The organism is Paenibacillus sp. 01T442, assembly GCF_056398345.1.
Map to the genome: position 1 here is coordinate 85,121 of NZ_JBFTPF010000008.1, position 26,312 is coordinate 111,432.

Here is a 26,312-nt window from a genome sequence, read left to right on the forward strand (position 1 = left end):
AAGAGACCCCGAAGGGTCTCTTTAAACTTAACATTAATTATTATCTTGTTACAAGTGTTGTTGTTGTTTTGCCATTGCTAGAAACTGCTTTGATAACAAATTCGTTAACAACGCCAGTCAAAACTACTTTACCATATGTTGCAGTGTTTGCTGGATCTGTATCAATTTTCGCAGTTCCGCCACCTTGTACGTTAGAGATGATGTACTGAACTCCAAAGAAGTCATTGTATACCTTGATGTTGTTCACATCTGGACTTCCAGTAACATATTTGTACTCAACACCGTAGTTGTCAACAACTTTAGCATTAACCAAATACTCAACATCTTTTGCTGCACTGTAAGTTGCAGTTGCATCAGCTGTTAATGTTGCAACTACAGGTGCATCAGTTTTTACATTTACAGTGTAAGTGAAGTCTTGTGTTTCACCATTAGCCTTGTAAACAACAGCGGTAACAGTAGTTGTACCTACTCTTTGACCAAGCACTTTACCAGCAGCAGTTACAGTAGCAATGTTAGGATCCACCACAAATGCAGTTTTAACTGCTTTCAATGCATCTGGAACTGCTACAGTGTCGCCAGCCTTATCTTTAACAGTAACAGCTACACCTTTAGCAAATTTACTTTGAGCTCCGTCAGCAAAGATGCTTGTGCTTACTTTCGCTTTATCATTTGTTTGAATAGCGAACAAATCGGAAAGCGTGTTAGCTGAGTATGTCAAGTCTTTGTTTTCAATAACTTCAACAGTTCTCTTGAACGGTGTAGAGATTTCAGTCGTACCTTTAGTAATCGTGAATTTAAGAGTTGTTTTACCTACAGTTGAGCCTGCAGTGAACTTAATCTCTTTGTCATTCAGATTATCTTTAAGAACAGAATTAATAGGATTGTCGCCTGTATTTAATGTTGTTGGTGTTACTGTTGCATTAGCGATAGTTACAACAGAGGAAGTACCTTCAACATTTGCTGTTACTGCATAACCACTTGGTACATCTGTCAATGTTTCGCCATATTGGTCTTTAACCAAAACTTTGTAAGTTGTAGTTGCAGTAGGTAGAGCTTTTTTAGCTGGTTCTGTAGTTCCAGAAAGAATTACACTCTMAGGTGTACGTGCAGCCACAACCGTCAATGGTAATTGAGCTTGCGTTTGAATGTTAGCATTGTAGATTGACATGTAGAGGTAAACTACGCCTCTCTCTTTTGCAGTCACATTGTTAATTTTCAATTTACCCTTGTTCTCACCATATTTAACAATACCTTTGGAAGTTACTTCTGAACCAGTATTAACAACAGAGGCACCTGAAACTGTGAAGCTAATGCTGTCGGAATTGTCAACAATATCTTGTGCAGAAAGTTGTTTCCCTTCAGCATCGTAAGCAACGATAGGAATAAACTTATCAGCTGTATCACCGTCTGCAATTGTTCCAGTGAAACTACCAAATTCTAATTTCGTAGGTACACTTGCTGCTTTTAAGGATAGTTTTGCAGTTGCTGAAGCTCCAGTATCATAATAAGTTACAGTATAATCAGCAGTTTTATCAACCTTTTTACCTGTAGCTACTGTAACTTTCACTTTATTATCTTCAACTTTTTTATCTAAGATGTTCATGTCTGTAGGTGTAATAACAGGAGTAATACTAGTTGAAGCATTAGCTACCATTTTGAATCCATATTGGTCATATCTTGTAATATCAAATGTAGCTTGGTCGCCCTCAGCAGATAGAGCAGTTTTACCAGTTGCATAAACTGCATCTTTAAGCTCAACTTTGGATACTAGCTGCGTTGTACCAATTTTAAATGTCTTGGATACGGAAATAGCAGATTGATTCAAGCTTACAGTTACTGGGAACACACCAATTTCGGTTGGATATAATCCTGCGTCATGAGTGTCTACTTTCAAATCAAGGTAACCTGTGTCAGCATTACGAGTCAATGTACCAGCAGTTGAAGGGAATACGGAGTAGTTACCACCGTTCAAAGTAGCATTCTCACCATATTGGTTTTCAGCTTTAACTGAAAGAACTAGGTTAGCTACTTGTGGAATTTTATCACTAGCGTTTACGAAGCTAAGTTTAGTAACTTTTTCGTTCTCAGCTGTGAATGTAGCTGTTGTTTTGTCAACATTAGCTGCATCAAGACCGGAAAGCGTAGCTGTGTAGCTGCCATCTGTAAGTTTAACGCTAGTCAAAGTCAAAACAACTGATTTTTTGTCATCTGCAAATTTTGCAGTTGTTGCTACTGCCAAGCTACCTTTTGTCAAAGCAACTTTAGCTTTAGTATCATCAACTGGTTTGCTGAAGCTAACTGTTACTTGTTGTACGCCAGTTGGTTTTGCTTCGGAAACGGATACTTTACCTGGGGATACGTATTGAGCTTTCGCTTCGTATGCACCAGTCAAAAGAAGATCGCGAGTTGCGTTGGATGTACCACCGAATTTACCGTCTGCTCCATTGGAGAGAAGTTTCAATTCAAGTGCAAGTGCTACATAACCTTGTGCCCAATCAGTTACTGTTGCATCAGTACCTGTTTTGCCTTTAGCATCAGCATCTTTACCAAGAACGCGAACCAAGAAAGTAGCAAGTTGTTCTTTTGTTACTTTACCAGCTGGGTTGTAAGTGCCTTCACCGTAACCATCAGTGATACCATTAGCTTTTAAAGCTTCGATGAAAGGAAGTGCGTAGCCGTTAGCTGCGTCATCCGCTTTAACATCGGAGAAGCTGGAAGTTTTAAGATCTTTATTAACTTCGATACCAGTGATCAAAGCTGCAACTTTCGCGAATTGAGCACGGTTCATTTCTTCTTTCAAACCGAAAGTTGTGTCGCTCACGCCATCAAAAATACCAGCGCTGATAAGAGCGTCAAACTTTGCTTTTGTAGCTGCGTCAAGATCTTTAAGATCTGTGAAATCAGCGGATGTTTTACCAAATGCTACGGAAGAAAACATGGATAATGCCATTGCTGCTGTTAGAACTACGGATAAACTTTTTTTCATAACCTTTTTTTCTCCTCCTTGAATATCTGTATAATTTTTTTCTTTAAAACCATTATTATTTGAGCTCGATGTACTCATTTTTGGTTCACCTCCTTTCCAGAGTTAGAGCATAAAGTATAACTAAGTTCATTAGTAGCTCTATTGGCTACTTTAGAAACTAGTAATTTCACGATAATATCCATTCATACCAATTCACATTATACAATGGTCGAATAGCTCCGTAAAGTTTTTTTTATTTTTGATCACTTCATTTTGTTTTCAAAGTATTAAACGCATATAATCTTAAAAAGTTGCGTTTACCTATAAAAAAATAAAAAATAATTTTTGAATCGCTTGAACTTATAAAAATAATTAAAAACAAAAAGGAGTCATCCTTGGGAAATTCCCAAAGATGACTCCTTTTTTATTAAATTTATTAGTTCGAAACTACAGTGCTTGTTGTTTTACCGTTAGATGCAATTGTTTTTACAACAAATTCATTAACAGTTCCACTAATTGTTATTTTATCAGTGCTCGGGTTGTATACTACAGTTCCGCCACCTTGAACATCAGAGATAATATATTGTACCCCTAAGAAATCTTGGTATGCTTTGACTTCATTTACGCCACCATCTGTATATTTGTACTCTGTGCCATAGTTATCAACAGCTTTTACATTCAACATTTGAGCTACATCCTTAGTTGAACTGTATGTTGCACTTGCATCTGCAGTCAGTGTTGCAACTGTTGGCGCGTCTGCTTTTACATTTACTGTGTAAGTGAAGTCTTCCGTTTCGCCATTCGCTTTATACACCACAGCAGTAACTGTCGCAGTACCTACACGTTGACCTAATACTTTACCATCCGTCGTTACTGTAGCGATATTAGAATCAGTTGTATAAGCTGTTTTCACTGCTTTAAGATCACTTGGTACAGCAACTGTGTTACCTGATTTATCCGTTACTGTAACCCCTAATGTTTTTGCAAATTTACTCACTGAACCATTTGCAAAATCGCCTGTTTTTGCTAGTTCATTTGTTGTAATTGCAAATACATCTGAAACTGCTTTTGCTTTATACACTAGATCTGAGTTTTCTACAACCTCTACAGTTCTTTTCAAAGCTGGCGCTACTTCTTGCCCACCTTTTGTAAGTGCTACTTTAACTGTTGTTTTACCCAGGGAAGCTGCCGTGAAAGTAATCTCTTTATCATTAAGCTTTCCTTTTAGATCGGTTTTGAAGTTATCTCCAGTAGCTTGCGCTGCGGAATCTACAGTAACACCTGCAGTTGTTCCTTCTACATTTACATTCACTTCGTATCCTGTAGGGACTGTATCAAGCGTTTCGCCATATTGGTCTTTTACAAGAACTTTAAATGTTGTTGTAGCATTTACCAATGCTTTTGTCGTTGGCTCATCACCTGATAGCAATACACTCTCTGGTGTGCGAGCTGCAACCACAGTCAACGGAAGTTGTGCTTGTGTCTGTACGTTAGCATTGTAGATGGACATGTATAGGTATACAACGCCTCTCTCTTTTGCTTGGATCGAGCTTAGTTTTAGTTTACCTTTGTTTTCACCATATTTTACAATACCATTCGAAGTTACATCTGTCCCTGTAGCTACTGTTGCACCAGAAACTGTGAAGTTAATGCTACCTGCATTGTCAACAATATCTTGTGTGGATAGAGCATTGCCTTCCGTATCATAAGCTACGATTGGAATGTATTTTGCACTAGTATCACCATCAGCAACAACTCCGTTATAAGTGCCGAATTCTAGTTTAGTTGGTACAGCACCAGCTTTTAGAGATACTGTAGCCGTCGCAGAAGCTCCGCCTTCGTAGTAAGTTACTGTGTAATCACTCGTTTTATCAACCTTTTTACCAGTTGCTACTGTAACTACCACTTTGTTATCTTCAACTTTTTTATCTAGAATATTCATGTCAGTAGGTGTAATAACAGGCATAATTGATGCAGCAGCATCAGCTACTACTTTATAACCGTATTGATCATATCTTGTGATGTCATATGTTACTTTATCGCCTTCACTTGATAGTGCCGTTTTACCATTTTCATAAGTCGCAGTTCCTAGTTCAACTTTAGAAACGCGTTGTTCAGTCCCAATTTTAAATGTTTTGGATACTGATACAGCCGACTGATTCAAGCTAACCGTGATTGGTAGTACACCAATTTCAGTAGGATATCTGGATGTGTCGCTCGTATCTACTTTAAGCTCGAGGTAGCCATTATCTGCATTACGGGTAATTGAACCTGTGTAACCGAATACCGAGTAGTTTCCACCATTTAATGTTGCATTTTCACCATATTGGTTCTCAGCTTTAAGTTGAATGACGAAATCCTTTACTTGCGGAACCACATCACTTACATTTACAAAGCTTAGTTTTGATACTTTTTCATTCTCAGCTGTAAATGTTGCCGTAGCTTTAGCTACACTAGCTGCATCAAGGCCGGAAAGTGTTGCTGTATATTCGCCTTCTGATACTTTAACATCAGTCAAAGTTAGCACAACTGATTTCTTATCATCTGCAAACTTAGCAGTTGTTGCAACGTTAGTTGTACCTTTAGTCAAAGCAACTGTTGCTTTCGTCGTATCAACTGGTTTATTGAACGTTACTGTTACTTGTTGAATACCAGTAGCTTTCGCTTCCGTTAAAGAAACTTGACCAGCTGGTACATATTGTTGTTTTGCTTCGTATGCGCCAGTTACAAGAAGATCACGAGTTGCATTCGTGATACCACCGAACGTTCCATCTGCATTATTGGAAAGAACTTTCAATGCAAGTGCTTCAGCTACATAACCTTGTGCCCATCCAGAAACTGTCGCATCTGTACCAGTCGAAGCTTTTGCTTCTGCGTCTTTACCAAGAACACGTACCAAGAAAGTAGCTAGTTGTTCTTTTGTTACTTTACCAGCCGGGTTGTATTGACCTTCTGCATAACCATCCGTTACATTAGCTGTTTTCAAAGCTTCGATGTAAGGAAGTGCATAACCATTAGCCGCGTCGGTTACACTAACATCAGTAAAGCTTGAAGTTGTAAGATCTTTATTTACATCAAGACCCATAATCAGAGCTGCTACTTTAGCGAATTGAGCGCGATTCATTTCTTCTTTCAAGCCAAAAGTCGTGTCGCTCACGCCGTCAAAGATACCAGCAGAGATCATAGCATCAAATTTCGTTTGTGTTGCTGCATCAAGATCTTTCAAGTCAGTGAAGTCGGCAGATGTTTTACCAAAAGCGACAGCCGAGAACATGGAAAAAGCCATTGCGGAAGTAAGAACTACGGATAATGTTTTCTTCATAAAGGGTATTTCCTCCTAATATTTAAAGTTTTTGTTATAAAACTTATAACTAAATTGATGTAACACTTTCTATTAACATTGCAATATCACTCGTATATAATTTCGTATATCATCTTTTGTTGCAAATTGAGTATACGATAATATATGCGATATTTCATTGCTAAGTATTTTCCAAACATGGCCGTCACCGTTTGCCACATCCCGACTACTTAATTAAATTGTAATCAATAATTGTAAAAAAAATTTGAATGGAAGCTTAATAGAACTTAAAAGTTACCTGAAAGAATGCTGAATGTATAGTTAACCGCTCTCAGCCAAATCCCAACTTTTCAATCGCCAAATACTTATTAAAATCCAAAAGGAGACCATGAGGTCTCCTTTTGGGTAAGCATTATTTTTTTATTACTTCGTCACCAAAGTAGTTGTTGTTTTACCGTTAGATGCGATTGTTTTTACAACAAACTCATTAACTGTTCCGCTTGTAGTGATTTTGTCAGTGCTTGGATCGTATTGTACAGTACCTCCACCTTGAACGTCAGAGATAATGTATTGAACTCCCAAGAACTCTTTGTACTTACTAACTTCGTTCACGTTAGTGTCTGTATTGAATTTATACTCTGTGCCATAGTTATCAACAGCTTTTACATTCAACATTTGAGCAACAGTTTTAGAAGCGCTGTATGTTGCATTAGCATCTGCAGTTAGAGTTGCCACTGTAGGAGCATCTGCTTTTACATTCACTGTGTATGTGAAGTCTTGTGTTTCACCATTTGCCTTCAATACCACAGCTGTAATTGTAGCTGTACCTACACGTTGACCTAATACTTTACCATCAGTTGTTACTGTAGCAATATTGGAATCGGAAGTATAAGCTGTTTTTACCGCTTTAAGAGTACTAGGCACTGCAACTGTATTACCTGATTTGTCTGTCACAGTAACATCTACAGCTTTCGCAAATTTACTTACTGCTCCATTTGCAAAATCACCTGTTTTTGCTACTTCATTAGTTGTAATTGCAAATACGTCAGAAATTGCTTTCGCTTTGTATGTTAGATCTGTGTTATCTACAACTTCTACAGTCCTTTTCAAAGCTGGTGCTACTTCTTGCCCACCTTTTGTAAGTGCAACTTTAACTGTTGTTTTACCCAGGGAAGCTGCTGTGAACTTAATCTCTTTGTCATTAAGCTTTCCTTTTAGATCAGTCTTGAAGTTATCTCCAGCAGCTTGTGCTGCGGAATCTACAGTAACACCTGCAGTTGTTCCGTCTACATTTACGTTCACTTCGTATCCTGTAGGAACTGCATCAAGTGTTTCACCATATTGGTCTTTTACAAGAACTTTAAACGTTGTTGTAGCATCTACCAATGCTTTTGTCGTTGGCTCACTACCTGATAGCACTACGCTCTCTGGTGTACGGGCTGCAACTACAGTCAATGGAAGTTGGGCTTGTGTTTGTACGTTAGCATTGTAGATGGACATGTATAGGTATACAACGCCTCTCTCTTTTGCTTGAATGGAGCTTAGTTTTAACTTACCTTTGTTTTCGCCGTATTTTACAATACCATTCGAAGTTACATCCGTACCCGTTGCTACTGTTGCACCAGAAATCGTGAAGTTAATGCTATCTGCATTGTCAACAATGTTTTGTGCGGATAGTGCTTTACCATCAGCATCATATGCAGTAATTGGAATGTATTTCGCATTTGTGTCGCCTTCAGCAACCACTCCATTATAAGTACCGAATTCTAGTTTAGTTGGTACAGAACCAGCTTTTAGTGATACTTTTGCTGTCGCAGAAGCTCCGCCTTCGTAGTAAGTTACTGTGTAATCGCTCGTTTTATCTACCTTTTTACCAGCTGCTACTGTAACTACTACTTTGTTATCTTCAACTTTTTTATCTAAAATATTCATGTCAGTAGGTGTGATAACAGGCGTAATTGATGCAGCAGCATCCGCTACTACTTTGTAACCGTATTRATCATATCTTGTGATGTCATACGTTACTTTATCGCCTTCACTTGATAGAGCCGTTTTACCGTTCTCGTAAGTTGCAGTTCCTAGCTCAACTTTGGAAACACGTTGTTCAGTACCAATTTTGAACGTTTTGGATACTGTTACAGCTGACTGATTCAAGCTAACTGTGATTGGTAATACACCGATTTCCGTAGGATATTTGGATGTGTCGCTCGTATCTACTTTAAGCTCAAGGTAACCATTATCTGCGTTACGGGTAATTGTGCCTGTGTAACCGAATACTGAGTAGTTACCACCATTTAATGTTGCATTTTCACCATATTGATTCTCAGCTTTAAGTTGGATAATGAAATCTTTTACTTGTGGAACTACATCACTTGCATTTACAAAACTTAATTTTGATACTTTTTCATTTTCAGCTGTAAATGTCGCTGTTGCTTTAGCTATATTAGCTGCATCTAAACCGGAAAGAGTTGCTGTGTAGTTACCCTCTGTTACTTTAACGTTAGTCAAAGTTAGAACAACTGATTTCTTATCATCTGCAAATTTAGCTGTTGTTGCAACGTTAGTTGTACCTTTTGTCAAAGCAACAGTTGCTTTCGTTGTATCAACTGGTTTGTTGAACGTTACTGTTACTTGTTGTACGCCAGTAGCTTTTGCTTCAGTCAATGAAACTTGACCAGCTGGTACGTACTGTTGTTTTGCTTCGTATGCGCCAGTTACAAGAAGATCACGAGTTGCATTAGTCATACCACCAAAAGTACCGTCTGCATTGTTAGCAAGAACTTTCAATGCAAGTGCTTCAGCTACATAACCTTGTGCCCAACCAGAAACTGTTTTATCTGTACCAGTTAAAGCTTTTGCTTCTGCGTCTTTACCAAGTACACGAACCAAGAAAGTAGCTAGTTGTTCTTTTGTTACTTTACCAGCTGGGTTGTATTGACCTTCTGCATAACCATCAGTTACGTTAGCAGTTTTCAATGCTTCGATGTAAGGAAGTGCATAACCATTCGCTGGGTCGGTTACATTAACGTCAGTGAAGCTTGATGTTTTAAGATCTTTATTTACTTCAAGACCCATGATCAAAGCTGCTACTTTAGCGAATTGTGCGCGGTTCATTTCTTCTTTCAAACCAAATGTTGTGTCGCTTACGCCATCAAAGATTTCAGCGGAGATCATCGCGTCAAACTTTGCTTTTGTTGCTGCGTCAAGGTCTTTCAAATCCGTGAAATCTGCAGATGTTTTACCAAATGCTACGGATGAAAACATGGAAAGAGCCATTGCGGACGTAAGAACTACGGATAGAGTTTTCTTCATAAAGGGTATTTCCTCCTAATATTTTAAAGTTTTTTTGTTATAAAAACTTATAACCAACGGGGCGACTTTTGAATCTACTTACTCGGCGATCTCTGATTCTCTTTCGTGTAGCTTCGCGTCTATCACCTCGTCTACAAACTTAGTATACGACACTCTATACTACATTTCATTGATAAGTATTTTCCAAATAAGTCTCTCACGGCATTCTATGATCGCATCAAAAACAGCCCCATCACCATTAGGTGACGGGGCTGTTTTTTTAGTTCTTATCAACTCTTGCTTAAGGAACCATCTTCTGTTGTTTCATAACGCGATAAGAAATGATAGAGGCTTGGGCGCGCGTTAACAGTTCGGTTGGATCGAAGCGAACGGTTGATTTTGTTTGCCCCACCAGCAAGGTATTCTCGATGCCCTCAATTAATCCAGCCTTAGAAACAGCTTCAACAGCCGGTCTGGAGTAGGACTCGATATTGTCGGCGTCCGTAAATGTCTTCTGCAACGTCGTCAGTGATTTCGCAAGGTCCGTGTTCATTTTCATTTCAGCGGCTCTAGCAATCATGACAGCGGCGTCCTGACGCGTTATGGATCCACTAGGGTTGAATCTATTACTTGCCTGACCACGAATAATACCTGCTCTTGCCGCGGTCTCAATGTACTTATAATCATAAAGCATGCCGATGGCATTATCGATTTTCAATACGTCTGAGAACGTTGAGCTGCCACTATAGTTCATAGGAAGCTTAAAGACCTTCACTAAGATTTGAGCAAACTCACCACGTGTAATGTAGTCATTTGGTCCAAATGAGAATGTTGTTTTGGCTCTCATAACCCCTTTGGAGTAGAGAGTTTCTAATTCCGTTCTCGCAAAGGAATGACCAGTCATATCATCAAAGCTGYGATCCATGTACATAACTTGATAGTAACCAAACTTTCGGAATGGCACTGTTATCGTGTTATTCTTGTTATCTACTACACCACCAAGGTTCTTCCAACCATAATCTGTCGTGTTCGCGTAATTAGCATAAATGTCATAGAAGAATACAGTAATATACTTACCTGCATCTTGACGAATAGCTGGATCGAACTGCAACAGTAATGATCCTTCTTGGGAAGGCACAACGAGTTCATCGTTAAGGCGATTGAAATAAGGACGGCCTAAAGTTGTAGCATCATAGGGATCCAAACCTGTTCCATTAAGACCTTTGCTCAAATCGTCTGCTGTCGTTGTCGTTGTACTTGGCGCAGGAATGTAACCTGCATCCATGTAGTATAGATTACTCGCTGCATGGAATGTATCTTCTGGCACCTTAACGCTGATCTTAGATTTAAAATAACCGTTCGCTACCGGATACAGGGTCTTATCCATTCTTCCATCATCCGTGTCCGCTATACCAAATAAGATTTTACGATTCGTTGAAATGTACTGATTGTTATTGCTATCTGGAACATTTCTCATTAATTTAGTGTCTTTAGGGAAGGATAATTGAACCCCTCCATTAAAAATCTTGAATTTAGTATTCATTAACTGTAATGTTTGCATTCCTTGCACATTCGTATTGGTATTGAAGAGAACGAAACTACCATTCACCTTGGCACCCTTACGCGTAATCGTAAACTTGATCGCGTTCGCGCCAGGTTTCAACCCTCTCACTTGATACAAGTACTGATCCACAGAATTCACCGTGCGTTTCGTCGCTTCATCTTTTCCAAACACGACACTATCCGCATTCTCTGCTTCAAGGATAATATTATAGAAGTCACTATTAATATTGGATTGCAGTTCTCCTTTTGGATTTTTAATCAGGAGAGGTTGAACAACTGTATAAGGGACATTTTGTCTAGTAATCGTTATAGATCTGGTTGATGTGATGTTGGAATTGTTCGTAATTCTAAATTCAAATACAACATCAGAGTCATCTAATAACTTGAATGCATTCGTCGTAAAGGTTTGTACAGGAAGTGTATTGGATACGCCTGAGAAGAAATCTGTTCCCAAGGATGTAACTATCCTCGAATTAGGTGTTTGGTCAATAACAGTGATCGTATCTTTAATCGTTTGCTGATACACCAAGGCATCACCCTTGGCATCCTTCGTATGCACAACTAGTGTCAGTGCTTTAATTGGCGAAGCCGCTCCATTCGCATCAAGACTCGTAAATATACCACTAAAGGAAACGGTACGCTGGGTTGTTGTGTAGGTGTCTGCATCTTTTCCTGCGACATATTGGGTACCTGCACCGATTGCACCATTTTCTACTGGCTTAATCAAGGTGAATTGCGGCGCATCAGTTGAAAACAAGTAGATGTCATAGGATTGCTCTGTAATGAAGACATTGTTGACGTAAATTTTGAATTTTAACGTGTTTTTCCCTTCGATTAAAACCTTGGAAATATCTGTAGGATTCGTGGGATTAAACAAGTTTAAAGGCAATGTAAAAGCATTGGTTCCTGGCGCAAATATGGTGTCGATTGTTTGAGAGTCCAATGTATACAAGCTCTCATTCATAAACACTTCTACTTTATTCCCTGGTACGGCTGGAGCCACAACAGGATCTTGATAAAAATTCACTAATCGACCTGAAATACAAGCCTCCGTCGTTCCGCAAGTCAAATTCTTGATATTTCTGATGGACATGCTATTCGAAATATTATTGATGATAACATAAGGTGCATTGCTGATGGTTAGCTTGTAGTCCGTCGTACTATATTTCACATCATTAACATCATAAAGCTCGATGCTCAGCTTCTTGTTACCGTCGCTAATCCCTTGCAGCGTTATATCAAACTTCTTCAGACCAGTTGTTCCATAAACAGTGCCCTGCACATCATTACTATCCGGATAATCAAAACCATCAAGCTTGACTCTAATATGATCAGTTATAGTATTGGTGTAAATATGAATTAGCCCTGGCAGCTCATTCACTAAATTGTCATCCGTTAAGCTTAGTTCATTCTCTATCGTTCCGTTGGTAAGTGTTGTCTTATCAATATAAGGTTTAGCTGGATCTACATATTTGAACTTATATTCTGTCGTTACTGGTATTAGACTATTCGAGATATCGCGAAATGTAAACGTAAGTCGTTGTTCATTAAGCGCATAACCCGTAAGGGTAGGGATTTCTACCGATACACTCTTAACTGCATACTCCTGACTACGTGTTAGAGAGGAGCTAACCGAAGAGTACGTTGAGCCGGTAACAGAGCCGGGTGCAGCCAATACATCACCAACTGCTCCTAAATCAATAATACCAACGGAAGCATCATTTATCGCAACATCGACATAACGATATTTCAAAGATGTACCTGTAGCATCAAAGTCACTTTTAACATTCGCTGTAAAAGTAAGCGCACTGGTTTGAAACGTCGGGATGTTGATTAAATCTTTCGAAGTTTCAGGATGCCCTGTAGCTAAGACTTTACCATTAAAAGCAAATGGCTGACCATTGTCGTACCATAGTTTTTTGACGACTTGATACTTGTTCGTGTCATTGCTTGCTGTGAAGTTAATAATATTATCCCCTGCGGTCAAACAGAAGCTTGTCACTGAAGAGCAAGTGGAAGACGACTTATTCTTATCATCCCCTGTGAAATAGAAATAACCATCATTACTTTTGAACCCCAGCTTAGGCAGACTATCCCCTGAAAGAGTAGCTTGGACTGCGCTTGCATTGGAGGCTTTTGTTTTGATTTGAATACCTGTTGTGCCTGCTTTCAGCGGGCCGCGGTCGACTGGATAGATCTTACCATCGTCAAGTTGCTCATTATTAACGGTAATGTTAGATAAATTCGTCGTTGGGGCATAGTAGAGCCAGCCTGGCGCAGACGCGATAGCACTCGATTCTCCTAGATATACAACAACTTTATTCAAACCTTCCGACAACTGAATGTTATCGAATTTAACTAGATTGGATCCAGCAATTTGAGCCTTATTATTCTTCTCTGTTACAACAGCACCAGAGTTAATATTCGTGATCTCAAAATAGATGGATGGAATCTGTGAATCCGTTAAATTCGTTGTTTCTACATTTAAAACAAAGGGCAGTTGAGTAATCCGTGTTACCAAGTTGTTATCCGTAGGCCGAGCTGTGGATGTACCAGCATTATCGGTTTCCGTGTATAAGTTTTTGATAACTAGCGTTGAAGCTGCACTCGCTGTCATCGCAGGCATTAAACTAATCATCAATGATAGGATCAACAGTATGCTTGCTAGTTTGGTCTGTAATCGTTTCAAAGCAATTTCCTCCTTATGTTATCTAAATGTTATTAGCTGTTTATGTATGGGGCAGGTGTATCACTTTCACTTATCACTTACTAAATTCGACAATCCCTCCTATTTCCTTCTACCATTCTACATGATTAGACGTGGCTGAACGCCAAAAGTTGTTGTACATTACTTATCGGTAGATCACCTTGAAATGTTTAGAGAAAGAACGTTTTTCCTTATAAATACAAAAAATCCAGCCCCGAAGGCTGGATTGGATAATTCCTATAAAGTTATTTACCTACGCGATCGCTCTGTACCTGTTTACCAACTAATCTTTGCAGGAAGTTGATCACAGGCTTGCGGCTTTTGCTAATAATACCGATAGCTTCTGCCCCAACAAGCATTACGAGGAACAAGGTGACTATAATCATAATCAATCCCCACGTAGAGTCTTGGGAAATAAATACCGAGCAGACCACCGCGCTACCACCGAAAATAGCAGCAATTCCATAGATGATCAGAACGCTTGTACGATGACTGAAGCCCATTTGCAATAGACAGTGATGCAAGTGGCTTTTGTCCGGAGCCGAGATGGGCAGTTTATTCACATAACGGCGAAGCATAGCGAAGAAAGTATCGGATAATGGCACGCCTAAAATCATAATCGGGATTAGTAGTGAAACAACAGCAGCTTGCTTAAAGCCGAGAATCGAAAGTGTCGCAAGGGCGAAGCCCAGGAACAAGGCGCCGGAATCGCCCATGAAGATTTTGGCCGGATGGAAGTTAAAGAACATAAAGCCTGAAATACTTCCTAGCAAAATCACACAAAGTAAAATAACTGTTACATTATTCATCATCAGGGCAAGAATGAGAATGGTTGTTGTCGCGATACCCGATACCCCTGCTGACAGGCCATCTAGACCGTCAATCAAGTTAATCGCATTGGATACACCAWCAATCCACAATATTGTAATCGGGATACTCAACCAGCCTATCGGCAAGTTCGTTTCGCCAAACGGAATATTAACCAAGTCTATTTTGAGTCCAAATGAAACAACGATACAGGCAGCAATAAGCTGTCCTAAAAGCTTCCATTTGGGAGATAATTGAAAACGATCATCCAGAGCGCCTGTGACAACAATCACAAAGCCTCCGAGCAGAAGTCCAAAAGCAGCATCTGAGTTCACAGCATCAAGTGCTGGAGAGACGACGAAATAAGCTCCCACGAACGCGAGGAATATCGCTAATCCTCCTAAACGCGGCATAATTCGCGTATGAACCTTCCGATGGTTCGGGGCATCAACAGCTCCTACCCAGAAGGCAAATTTTTTGACCAGGGGTGTCAGCAACAACGCCATAACGCACGCAGCAATAAACCCTATCGCATATAATCCATACATGTCTTCTTCACAGCTCCTCTTGTCATGGGTGGCAGGCTGATGACCGCCGAAATGAATTATACTCCCATTCCGTCACAAATACTACTGCTAAATTCATCTGAAATGACCGTTTTCAGCCAATTTCCAAAGATATTTTCATTATTTTGTGACGTTCTCTTTGTCGCGCATCACTTTCACTGCGAATTTCGGTAATAGAAGCATTCTCTTATAGCGCCACGGCTCCTGAAGAAGGCGGTAGAACCATTCAAGACGTAGTTTTTGAAAAAATTTAGGTGCTCGCTTTAGCTTGCCCGAAAGCACATCAAAACTTCCGCCGACTCCCATCATTACGGGTACACCCAGTTGTTCTTTGTATTTCCCGATCCATGGCTCTTGGTTCGCTGCCGCTCTACCTACGAGAAGCAGATCTGGTTCAGCATCTCTAATGGCTTGGATCACTTGCGCGTCCTCGGCATCACCGAAATAGCCATCCCTTACTCCGACCAAGTTTACCTTCGGATAAGTCGTGCGAATTTTCTCCGCCGCGGCTTGAATAACTTCATTAGAAGCACCTAAAAGATAGACCTTCCACGCCTTCTTCTCCCCGACCTTCATTAGTTCGTGAATTAAATCGTAACCAGGCACTCGTTCTGCGACAGGTTGACCGACGTGATTAGCAGCCCAAACGACACCTGTTCCATCTGGAACGATCAACTCTGCGCGCTGCATCATTTTTAGGTAAGAAGGATCTTCTTGCGCAGCCATCACCATAATGGGATTAGCCGTGATCACCTGATGCGGCTGTTTGTACTCAATGACCTTCGTTAAGTAGTCGACGGTTTGTTTCATACTCATTTTGGAGATAGGTACACCGTAAATTCGCACTTTCGGTATGGCTTGCAAGGATGCCAGTGCTGCTGGCTGATTGGTAACAGAAGTAGAGCTCATTATATCTCTTCCTTATTATTGACGTTGTAGGTTGCTATTTGGTTGCTATTTGGTGGAATGTGGATGAAAATCTATCTACTATTTCCTTTTGTAAAAGGAGATGATCCGCTGCGCGGGCAGCTGCGCTTGCGCCTTCAGCTGCTCGATGGCGGCGCGGCTCGACGCCGCCCACTGCTCGCGAGCATCGAGGAGGCCCAGCGCCTCCTCTGTAAAGGCAGAAGCATCGAAGCTAGCTGTCGATGCGGCGGCTTTCATACCAAGCCTATGGAGGAACTGGTCGATCTTCGGATCGTACGAGATCCCCACCATAGGCACGAACTGCGAGGCTGCATAGATCAAAGAATGCAGCCTCATCCCGATCAGCAGGTCGCACGCCGCGACCTGCGCGAGCATATCCTGCGGATGCGTGATGCCACGCACCATCTCCGCCCTGTTCTTGTGATCGCCCAAGCGATCGATCACGAACTGCGAGGCCACCTCATCCGAAGGGAGGTGGAAGGGCAAGAACCGCAGCTGCACGTCCGTGCGTGCTGCGAGCAGCTCTTGCAGGGACCGCGCGAGAGCTTCCAGCTCGGAGCGGTCCTCGTTCCAGAAGCGGACGGACACGCCGATCGTCCGCACCGCACTACCACTAAGCGCGGCTCCAACCGTCGCGCCACCGCCTTCCACTGCATCCCGGAGGGGCAAGCCCATCACCGGGTCAGGCACGACCGTGATGCGCTCCCGCGGGAGGCGCATCTTACCCAATAAGTCCGCGGACTCTGTATCGCGGACCGACACGAAGGCGCAGCGCTTGAACACGCTGCGGATCCAGCCGTAAAACATCGGCCGGCTCACCGGCCCGATGCCTTGCGAATAAATAAACGTTGGCTTCCCGAGCCATTGTGCTATTTTCAACACAGCCAAGTAATACGGAATCGTCTTCGAGCTAGTGGCATCTTGCAATAAGCTGCCACCGCCGCTAATTAGCCCATCCGATTCGCGTAAAGCTCGCAATAGTGAGCCTGGCTTCATGCGATGATAAGCTTTCACCCCGTACATCGCTGTTGTTTTCTCTGGATTGGCCGAAAGCACGATAGGTTCAATCTGAATGCCCTGCTCTTGACCTTGCTCCTGCAAAGCGAACAAAATCGACTGCAGTACAGCCTCGTCCCCGCTATTATCGAAACCGTAGTAGCCGGATAACGCTATTTTGACAATTGGGGCTGTACCCATCGTTTCCAACTCCTTGTGATGATTTCCCAAGCTGCAATGAGAACTAACCCGATGATTGCACCTAGCACAAGTCCGTAGAAGATACGGATTAAGGAAATGTGCAGCGGTGTGTGCAGATGAGCAAACGTATCCACTAAGGAAAGTTGACCAACGACACCGATGAACAGCAAGTACACAGCATGGCGATAGCGGACCGACAAATACGCACCAAGCAAGAAAATCGGATGAGCCACTAAGAACTCTTTGGTTCGCGGACGTACGCCTAATGTATTTTCTAAGAAGGAACGGAATAGTTTTTCAATAGTGGAAGCTTGTCCTTCATTGCCTGTACGAGACAAGTAGTAATACACTGCGGCCAAACCTACACCTGCGATGACGATCCACAGCACACTTATATACGAAGAAAGTATGCGACGAACGTTCGCGATTTTTTCCTTATACGTATTATTCTCACTAAAGAACAAGAGATACAACCCAGTAATGGCAATCGGTAGGAGATGCAGCATGCCGACACCTCTAAACTGCTGCAACACCAGGGAGTACGTGACATGATTCAGCAGCGCTACTTCATACACCATACCGAGCAGTGAGATTAGCGATGTTCGAAGCAGCATCCATAACCCAAACGCAAGTCCTGATTTCCACTTCGCTGCAACACCAGATCTCACTGATCGGATCGCCAGCATAACCGCAACGCTAGGTGCACTAATCGCTGTCGCCAACGCAAGTCCTTGCGCGTACAAATTCGCCGAAAGCGTGTGTAGAGCAACTAAACCAAGCAAGCCCACAACGAAGAAAACAATCGTCAATTCAGGCAAGAAGAACGAAATCATCCATACAATCAAGCTTAGTCCGCCTAACAGTAAGAAGAATCGAGCAATCTTCTGCCAACCTGTTGTATGTACATCGAATGCCTCAGCTGGTCCTAATGTAAAGCCTACGTCTTGGATACGAGGAATCGCACCGTCTTTACCCTGTAAGGCTGCATAATAGGACGAAAGCGGGTCAACAATCTTGCCTTTATCTAAGCTTTTCACCGGTCTAGCATTCAGAAATACCATGCGGATATTACGATCCTTCACAGCCAATACAAGCCGATCTGACACACCTTGCACACGATCTGCAAGCTCCGCTTTTTTCAGCGGCTCTGTTAGTTTCTCGCCATCTTTCTCTGTAAAAGAGTGCAGACGCACAACGTTATAATTCGTTTGCTTAGCTAATGTACTGAATCCTTTTTGCGGCTCCTTCAATAACTCAATTGCTGCGAGTCCGATGCCGTACTTATTAAGCAGATCAGCCATTTTATTCAAATTCACTTCTGTATCTTCTTCGGTATACCCAGGGACTTCATTCCCATCCACGATGATGCGTTTTACACCAAGATCATGGAACTGCTTGAGCATAGCATCCATCTCATTGGTGTGAAACGGTCTGCGATTCGCTAACCGTACGACGATTTGGAATCCTTGCTCTTTCAGCATTTGTAACGTGATCGGATCGGGGTCCATCGCCTTAATAGAAGCATCATCCGTGCTCATCTGAATGATGAGACCATTACGGTTTTTGAAGCTCCACGGCTTTACGCCTACATTCAAATCCGCAAAGGTTTTCTGGATAAGCGGCTCTAGCTTCTGTTGCGTTTGGTTATCTGCGAACAGAATATACGTATAGTTCTCGCTAGGATTACCAAGTGTTTGCGTCAGCATAGCCGCGTCACGAGAGTTGTACATCTCAATGCGACGGCTCTCCTTGAACTCACCCAGCGTACTTTCGTAAACAGCCATAGAACTTATCCCCGCGGCTTTCATGTTCTTTAGCTCTGTGTTCACAAAGTTCTGTGGATTGGTCTGCACATCAGCAATATCCAATAAATCACGATAGTCGAACACGAATTCAACTTGATTCGCCGACGTTTCGGTTTGGTGACGTGTATAGGCCAGCGGCAAGGAACACAGCATCCCCAAAATCACGATCCACCACAAAATATTTCTTAACGGGTTATTCCAGGTTTGATACAAATTCACTAGTTCGTCCACTCCTTAGAGCATCTACTTTTTTTAATACTTTCCAATCCCGTATACATTTGAAAACCTCTCCGCCCCCAAACGCGGGGAATACGCCCACTACATGGTAGATTACATATCCAGCCATGTATTAGACGAGCTATCCCTCACTTAGGTTCTGAAGAGGTTTTGTACACCTATTTGTACTATTCGTCTACACGATTAAGTACGTATTGTATGATGCCATCTAGCTGCTGTGCAGCCTCAGGTCCTGTTGCTCCTTGGACAGCAAAATAAAATTTAATTTTCGGCTCTGTGCCGGATGGACGTAAACAGAACCATGAACCGTCCTCTAGCTTGAACTTAAGAACGTTCTCCCTAGGTAAACCATTAATCCCTTGTGCATAGTCCTCAACCGCGATTACACGTGTACCGCTGATCTCAGTTGGCGGATTCGTTCTCCAAGCTTCCACCATGCGGCCAATTTGTTCCACGCCGTCTTTCCCTTTAAGGGTTCTTGATTCCAGTTTTTCCAAAAAGTAACCAAAGGATTCGTACAGCTCTTGCAGCACCTCATACAGGGTCTTGCCTTGCTTCTTATAGTAAGCCGCAGCTTCCGCGATTAACATAGCTGCGATGACTGCATCTTTATCCCTTGCATAATCGCCGGCCAGGTAACCATAGCTCTCTTCATAGCCAAACAGGTAGGTATGTTCACCCGTTTTCTCGAATTGCGACATTTTTTCACCGATATACTTAAAGCCCGTTAAGGTATTCAGTGTTGGAATTCCATAGTGATTCGCGATAACTGCACCCATCTCACTCGTTACGATCGTTTTGATCACAACACCGTTAGCTGGAAGTGTTCCACGTTCTTTCATACTCGACAATAAATAGTTCACAATAATCGCACCGGATTGATTACCGGATAACACGACATATTCACCATTTGGATCTTTCACTACGGCACCCATACGGTCAGCATCCGGATCGGTTCCGATAATAATATCGGCATTCCATTCCTTCGCTTGTGCAATCGCTAGTGTGAACGCTTCACGCTCTTCTGGGTTCGGCGATTTGACGGTTGAGAACTGTGCATCCGGCAGTTCTTGTTCAGCAACAACACGCACTTTTTCAAAGCCAACGGCCTTCAGAACTTCGCGTACCGGTATATTCCCTGCACCATGCAGCGGTGTAAAAATCACACGGAAATCATCGCTGATTTCCTTAATGACGTCTGGATTTTGACTAACGTCCGTAACCGCCTGTATGTAAGCCTGATCAACATCATCGCCTAACCAAGCAAGAAGCCCTTGCGCTTCCGCTTCCTGCTGAGACAACTTCTTCACTTTATCAAAGGTGTTGATGCTCTGTACTTGCTCAATCACTTGCTCTGCAAACTCAGGAACCAATTGCCCACCGTCTGCACCGTACACTTTATATCCATTATATTCTGGTGGATTGTGGCTCGCTGTAACAACCACACCCGCTGTCGCGCCTAGGTATCTCACGGCAAAAGAAAGCTGAGGTGTCGCATGCAGCGTCTGGAACAGATAGGCTTTAATCCCATTACCCGCAAAAACAAGCGCGGATTCCAATGCGAACTCAGGTGACATGTGGCGGGAATCATAGGCTAGAACGATAGCCGGATTAGCCGCGCCTGTTCCGTTTACATATTGTGCTAAGCCTTGGCTAGCACGACCAACGGTGTATACATTGATACGATTGGTACCTGCACCAATGACCCCACGGAGACCGCCTGTCCCAAATTCAAGATCTTTATAAAAGCGATCCTCGATTTCTCTTTCATCTTCCCGAATAGCTTGAAGTTCTTGCTTCGTTTGCTCATCGACAGCTGGATCTTGGAGCCATAATTGATACTCTGTTTGCACACGCGTCATCGTCGTAGGTTCATCTCCTTTATATGTATGGGCTATTTATTAGCAAGGGCGAACATAAGCTCACCTTCGACTACCACTTTGTCGCCAACTTTAGCCACAGCTTGACCTTTCACAATGGTGCCTTTTACCCGTGTGATGGTCATTTCTAAGGTAAGTGTATCTCCTGGTACAACTTGCTGACGCCAGCGAATGCCATCTGCACCTGCGAATAGGCCGATTTTGCCTTTATACTCAGGCATGGACAATACAGCTACAGCACCAACTTGTGCTAATGCTTCAACAATCAAAACCCCCGGCATAACTGGATAGCCAGGAAAATGCCCTGCGAAGAAAGGTTCATTGATCGTAACATTTTTAATTCCTACTGCTCTAACCCCTTCTTCTACCTCCAAAATACGGTCGACCAGAAGGAAAGGCGGGCGATGAGGAATGATCTCTTGAATTTGATTGATATCTAGCATCTTGCGTTCGTGCTCCTTTCGAATACCTGTATAAAATACAAGGGAATTACTTACACTAGGGAGGTCCCTTCATATCCTGCAGAAGTGAAGGTTCATATAAGGGGAGCTTATGTAACGGTCTGTATGACAGACCCCTACATAGGCTCTTTTTTCATTTAGCCTATAACGATTATTTCGCTCGAGCTCCACGATTCAATAGAAGGAACTGGAAAATATAAATGAATGACGTTAAAAAAGAGACTCCGATCACATACCACAAATAGCTGATGGCAAAGTCGAATTCAAACACAATAAAGAGGATGGCGAAATAGTAGAGTACCGTCGTTAGCTTCCCCATAACGTTCGCTGGAACGGTCAGTTTGCCTCTGAAATGAAAGAAGGCGGAGCCTATAATCATGCCTGCGTCACGGATGAACATGGCCACTGCTGCCTGCCAAGGAATCATCTCTGAGATGAGGAGGGAGAGGATGACCGCAATCATCATGCACTTGTCGGCAAGCGGATCTAACATAACACCCATCGGGGTGACCAGCTTGCGCGTTCTAGCGATATAGCCATCTAGAATATCCGTTAATCCAGCTACAAGTAGAATGATGAAGGAGGTTCGGATGTAGCCATTGAAAAAAAGCACGAGGTACACGGGGATTAGTACAAACCTGCTGATCGTGAGCATGTTCGGTATATTCAAGGTACTCCTCCTGCGCCTAAGTATCCGATCCGAAACTTCAATATTTGGTAGATAAAGTCTTTCTTCATTATACAACTGCTCTTACACAAAATAAACCACTAACCCGTCCTCCTTGGACGGATGGGTTTATCTAGAAATATAGCTCACTTATGAAGTGAAACTAATAATGTCTATATTAAAATAAAACTCCCATACGGGAGTTCGATTAATTCGCAAAAACGAGATCGTATAAATGCCGCCATGTGCTAATATGTAAGATTTCTGATGAAGGTTGATTTCCGAGCTTCGTGTAGCCTACCCATAAACCAACATAGATCGCTACAACGGCTAGCACGGGAATACGTACAATTTTGAAAATAAGCCATAGGATCTTCTGCCATTTCGGCCTTGGCTTCTTCTTGACTGGAGCTGGCTTGTCTGCCATCGAGCCTATCCCTACCTTTCAACAAATATAAGAAAGTATAAGTTTCACTTTATACGATGCTTATATTTCTCCATAAACACTGTGATACGTCCTTAAAGGACATAATAGCCGTTTATTTTGGATCAAGCACGTAAATTGTTAGCTATATTCATCATCTGATCAGAGGATGTGATGGCACGGGAATTCAGCTGCAATGCGCGTTGGACAATAACTAGGTCCGTCATTTCATCCGAGAGTGTCACATTCGATTGTTCCAGAAAGCCCTGCATTAAGCTAACGCGAGTCGCTTCTGTTGCAGCCACACCGTTCACATCTTGCAAGATATTCGCTTTCTCAGCCGCAGTAATCCCTGTTGGAAGTGTGTATAAATTATCCCCCACATCTTGAAGAAGTTGCGGTCGTACGACACGCACCAGCTTGATTTGACCTAATATTACGGGTGCAGCAGCTGGATCCTGTTCATTGTAGCCTTTGATCGTACCGTCTTTCTCAACGACTGGTCGAGTCCCTGATGGTACGTTAATCGGGCTTCCATCGATATCTGAGATATAATGGCCCTCTTTCGTCGTAAGCACCGTTCCGCCTTGTCCGTCCGGCGTTAAGCTGAATGCTCCGTTACGCGTCCAAGCCGGCTGAAATACTTGATTACCATTATCGTCCACTTTGCTGACAGCTACTTCAAACAAGCCATCGCCTTGAATGGCGAAGTCCGTTGTATTGCCAGTTGGCTGAATCGGCCCTTGCGCCAAATTCGTCTGAATTTGCACAAGCCTTGATCCCCAGCCTTGGTTAAAACCGAGTGGCGAGAAGCGACCTTGCTGACGGAACCCTTCAGGTTGTGCTTGTACATTGGTCAACACATCCTCGAAAGAGGCTTCCTTCTTCTTAAAGCCGTTTGTATTCACATTTGCTATGTTATTGGAGAGAATATCCAGCTTTTGCTGTAAGCTGTGCATGGATACCGATGAGTTGATCATGGAATTGTTCATGGCTGGCTCCTTCGCAAGCTAGATTTAGACGCGTCCTACTTCATTTGCTGCTTTGTCCATACTTTTATCATACGATTGGATTACTTTCTGATTCGCCTCATAGGCGCGCAGCGCCGACATCATATCCACCATGGATTGCGCGGAATCCACGTTCGATCGCTCGATAAAGCCTTGGCGCACTTCAACTTGGTCGCCTGGCGCTACTTGCGAGATCGTCGCTTCATCTCCTGGATTAATACGCAACAACCCATTCCCCTCGCGGAGCAATAGATTCGGATTCTCTGCACGCGAAAGCATCAAACCAATCGGAGCACCTGCCCCATCAAGAATCGGGCGTCCGTCGCTATCCATGAACTCGCCCTTAGCCGTTACTTTGAAATTGGAGATCGGCTGCCCGGCTCCATCCAACAAAACTAAGGGTTGTCCATCTCGGCCCAATACTTGTTCGCCATTGGCATTAATAAGCTGACCTGCTGCATCGACAGTGAACTTCCCGTTTAAAGAGTACCGTTGCTCGCCATTCGGGTTTAAGACGGTAAATAGTGCCTGCGGTTGGAACGTTCGCTCCCCTTCTGCATTTACGTATTTACCCGTTGCATCAAATGCAATTCCCGGTAGTTGAATGTTGGAAACCAATGCGAAATCGAAGGGATTCTGCGTTTCCTGCAGATCACCTTGGGTGTGAACGGAGATACTCTCCTCTGAGAACACACCTAAGCTCATCCTCCCAAGCGGTGCTGGAGAGGCACCTTGTCCACCGCGAATCGTAGAGATCAGCATTTCTGGAAACGAACGCGACAAGGCATTACCCTGTTTAAAGCCTGGGGAATTCAAGTTAGCAATATTATTCGTTATGGTATCGTGTCTGCGTTGCTCAGAAATCATCCCTGCCGCCGCGGTATACAGTCCTCTTAACATCTAGTCACCTCTTAGATAGGTTGTTATTTCATCATTAAAATTTACGTTTGGTTACTTTATCTAAATTATCCAACATAATGCCTGTGCCTTTAACCACACAAGACATTGGATCTTCAGCGATAAGTACAGGTACTTTCAACTCATCCGCAAGCAGTTGATCAAGACCATGCAACAATGCGCCGCCGCCTGTCAGAATTACGCCACGGTCAATAATGTCCGCAGACAACTCAGGAGGTGTCCGCTCAAGTACGCTCTTCGCCGCTGTGACGATGGAGTAAACTGGATCCCATAACGCTTCCTGTACCTCACTGGAGTGAATTGTAATCGTCAATGGAAGTCCAGAAACCATATCTCTTCCGCGAATATCCATCTCTTGATCACGCCCATGTGGATATACCGTTCCAATTTTCAACTTAATATCTTCGCTTGTCCGTTCACCGATCAACAGCTTGTACTTATTTTTGATATACTTCGTGATCGCGATATCGAACTTGTCGCCCGCGATCTTGATGGAAGAGGAGGTGACGATGTCGCCCATGGATAACACGGCAACATCCGTCGTCCCTCCACCAATATCAACAACCATGTTACCGCTAGGTTGGAAGATGTCCATACCAGCGCCAATTGCCGCCGCCTTCGGTTCTTCTTCCATGAATACCTCTCGGGCACCGCTGCGCTCAGCTGCTTCACGAATCGCTTTCTGCTCAACTGAGGTAATGTTGGTAGGGGCGCAGATCAGTATTCTCGGATGAGAATACCAATTCTTGCCCCCAATTTTGGCAATGAAATGCTTCAACATCATTTCCGTAATATCAAAATCCGCGATAACACCATCCTTAAGAGGACGAATCGCAATAATGTTACCAGGTGTTCTACCTACCATGCGGAAGGCTTCTTCTCCAACAGCCAATACACGTTTCGTATCACTTTCAATCGCAACTACGGATGGCTCATCAAGCACAACTCCGCGACCTTTTACATGAATAAGCACATTTGCCGTGCCGAGATCTATTCCAATATCCTTGCTGAACATTTCTAATTAATCCTCCCTAAACCTACCGTCCATCCCGTGAAGAATCGGCGCTCTGATATACAGTTCTAATTATAAGCTAAATTCGCTATAAATGCATGTTTTCCTCTTTTTCCGTGAAATTTCGACACGCCCAGTTAAAGGAAACATAGGAAACATCTCGGGATGAAGGGTATCTTAGGACTTAACCGTAACCAAGACCTCGGAAAGCTTAGGATTACGGGTCTTACGATACTTAATTTTCGTCGCTTCTCCTCCCCTAAGGTGCCGAATTGACTTGTGATACTCCAAAATGTGCTTCACCTGATTGGCCAGGTCCGGGTTGATTTCCGGTAGTCTTTCCGTCAAATCCTTATGCACTGTGCTTTTGGAAACGCCGAATTCCTTAGCAATGGTGCGAACCGTATTCTTGGTCTCGACGATACAGGTACCAATCTTAATGGTTCGCTCTTTGATGTAATCGTGCACTCCCCTCGCCTCCCTACTCGAGATAGTTTGGTAAAGTATATGAGGGGCATGACTAGATATTCTACGTAACCAAGCCTGACAAGCTCATTTCCCATATTTATTTTCA

Annotated in this window: 16 protein-coding genes; all 16 read right to left on the reverse strand. The window is 42.7% G+C overall.

Features of this window, described 5'->3' with window-relative positions; all coding sequences use genetic code 11:
* Positions 1-40 precede the first annotated feature (40 nt).
* The gene (locus AC1DLM_RS09845; RefSeq protein WP_477569864.1) at positions 41-3,064 is read right to left on the reverse strand and encodes an S-layer homology domain-containing protein; all 3,024 of its coding nucleotides are present in this window, start codon (positions 3,062-3,064) and stop codon (positions 41-43) included.
* Positions 3,065-3,401: 337 nt separating this feature from the next.
* Positions 3,402-6,287 (reverse strand): S-layer homology domain-containing protein, encoded by a 2,886-nt coding sequence (locus tag AC1DLM_RS09850; RefSeq protein ID WP_441990891.1) that lies wholly within the window; start codon positions 6,285-6,287, stop codon positions 3,402-3,404.
* 402 nt (positions 6,288-6,689) lie between these two features.
* Positions 6,690-9,578 carry an S-layer homology domain-containing protein gene (locus AC1DLM_RS09855; protein WP_477569865.1) on the reverse strand — a complete coding sequence of 963 codons (2,889 nt, stop codon included), beginning with the start codon at positions 9,576-9,578 and terminating at the stop codon, positions 6,690-6,692.
* 280 nt (positions 9,579-9,858) lie between these two features.
* Positions 9,859-13,809 carry an S-layer homology domain-containing protein gene (locus AC1DLM_RS09860; RefSeq protein WP_477569866.1) on the reverse strand — a complete coding sequence of 1,317 codons (3,951 nt, stop codon included), beginning with the start codon at positions 13,807-13,809 and terminating at the stop codon, positions 9,859-9,861.
* Between the two features lie 263 nt (positions 13,810-14,072).
* Positions 14,073-15,182: a glycosyltransferase family 4 protein gene (locus AC1DLM_RS09865; RefSeq protein WP_477569867.1), complete on the reverse strand. Its 1,110-nt coding sequence runs from the start codon at positions 15,180-15,182 to the stop codon at positions 14,073-14,075.
* A 138-nt stretch (positions 15,183-15,320) separates the two neighbouring features.
* Complete coding sequence (locus tag AC1DLM_RS09870) at positions 15,321-16,109, reverse strand: WecB/TagA/CpsF family glycosyltransferase (protein ID WP_441990911.1); 789 nt, start codon at positions 16,107-16,109, stop codon at positions 15,321-15,323.
* Between the two features lie 78 nt (positions 16,110-16,187).
* Complete coding sequence (csaB, locus tag AC1DLM_RS09875) at positions 16,188-17,324, reverse strand: polysaccharide pyruvyl transferase CsaB (RefSeq protein WP_477569868.1); 1,137 nt, start codon at positions 17,322-17,324, stop codon at positions 16,188-16,190.
* Entirely contained in the window at positions 17,297-19,348 is a 2,052-nt protein-coding gene (locus AC1DLM_RS09880) for a DUF5693 family protein (protein ID WP_477569869.1), read from the reverse strand. Before AC1DLM_RS09880 ends, csaB begins: the two co-directional genes overlap by 28 nt.
* Before the next feature lie 185 nt (positions 19,349-19,533).
* Positions 19,534-21,228, reverse strand: a complete 1,695-nt coding sequence (locus tag AC1DLM_RS09885) for a phospho-sugar mutase (protein WP_477569870.1) — start codon at positions 21,226-21,228, stop codon at positions 19,534-19,536.
* A gap of 32 nt (positions 21,229-21,260) precedes the next feature.
* A complete protein-coding gene (fabZ, locus tag AC1DLM_RS09890; protein WP_029195635.1) occupies positions 21,261-21,689 on the reverse strand; it encodes a 3-hydroxyacyl-ACP dehydratase FabZ in 429 nt (142 codons plus the stop codon).
* Positions 21,690-21,858: 169 nt separating this feature from the next.
* On the reverse strand, positions 21,859-22,377 hold the full coding sequence (locus AC1DLM_RS09895; RefSeq protein ID WP_477569871.1) for a CDP-alcohol phosphatidyltransferase family protein: 519 nt from the start codon (positions 22,375-22,377) through the stop codon (positions 21,859-21,861).
* Between the two features lie 205 nt (positions 22,378-22,582).
* Positions 22,583-22,801 (reverse strand): DNA-directed RNA polymerase subunit beta, encoded by a 219-nt coding sequence (locus AC1DLM_RS09900; protein ID WP_477569872.1) that lies wholly within the window; start codon positions 22,799-22,801, stop codon positions 22,583-22,585.
* Positions 22,802-22,923: 122 nt separating this feature from the next.
* The gene (locus AC1DLM_RS09905) at positions 22,924-23,790 is read right to left on the reverse strand and encodes a flagellar hook-basal body protein (protein WP_477569873.1); all 867 of its coding nucleotides are present in this window, start codon (positions 23,788-23,790) and stop codon (positions 22,924-22,926) included.
* 24 nt (positions 23,791-23,814) lie between these two features.
* On the reverse strand, positions 23,815-24,708 hold the full coding sequence (locus AC1DLM_RS09910; RefSeq protein WP_441990902.1) for a flagellar hook-basal body protein: 894 nt from the start codon (positions 24,706-24,708) through the stop codon (positions 23,815-23,817).
* Positions 24,709-24,742: 34 nt separating this feature from the next.
* Positions 24,743-25,741: a rod shape-determining protein gene (gene mreB / locus AC1DLM_RS09915; protein WP_056611625.1), complete on the reverse strand. Its 999-nt coding sequence runs from the start codon at positions 25,739-25,741 to the stop codon at positions 24,743-24,745.
* Positions 25,742-25,915: 174 nt separating this feature from the next.
* Positions 25,916-26,206 (reverse strand): sporulation transcriptional regulator SpoIIID, encoded by a 291-nt coding sequence (gene spoIIID / locus AC1DLM_RS09920; RefSeq protein ID WP_057313422.1) that lies wholly within the window; start codon positions 26,204-26,206, stop codon positions 25,916-25,918.
* Positions 26,207-26,312: the final 106 nt, after the last annotated feature.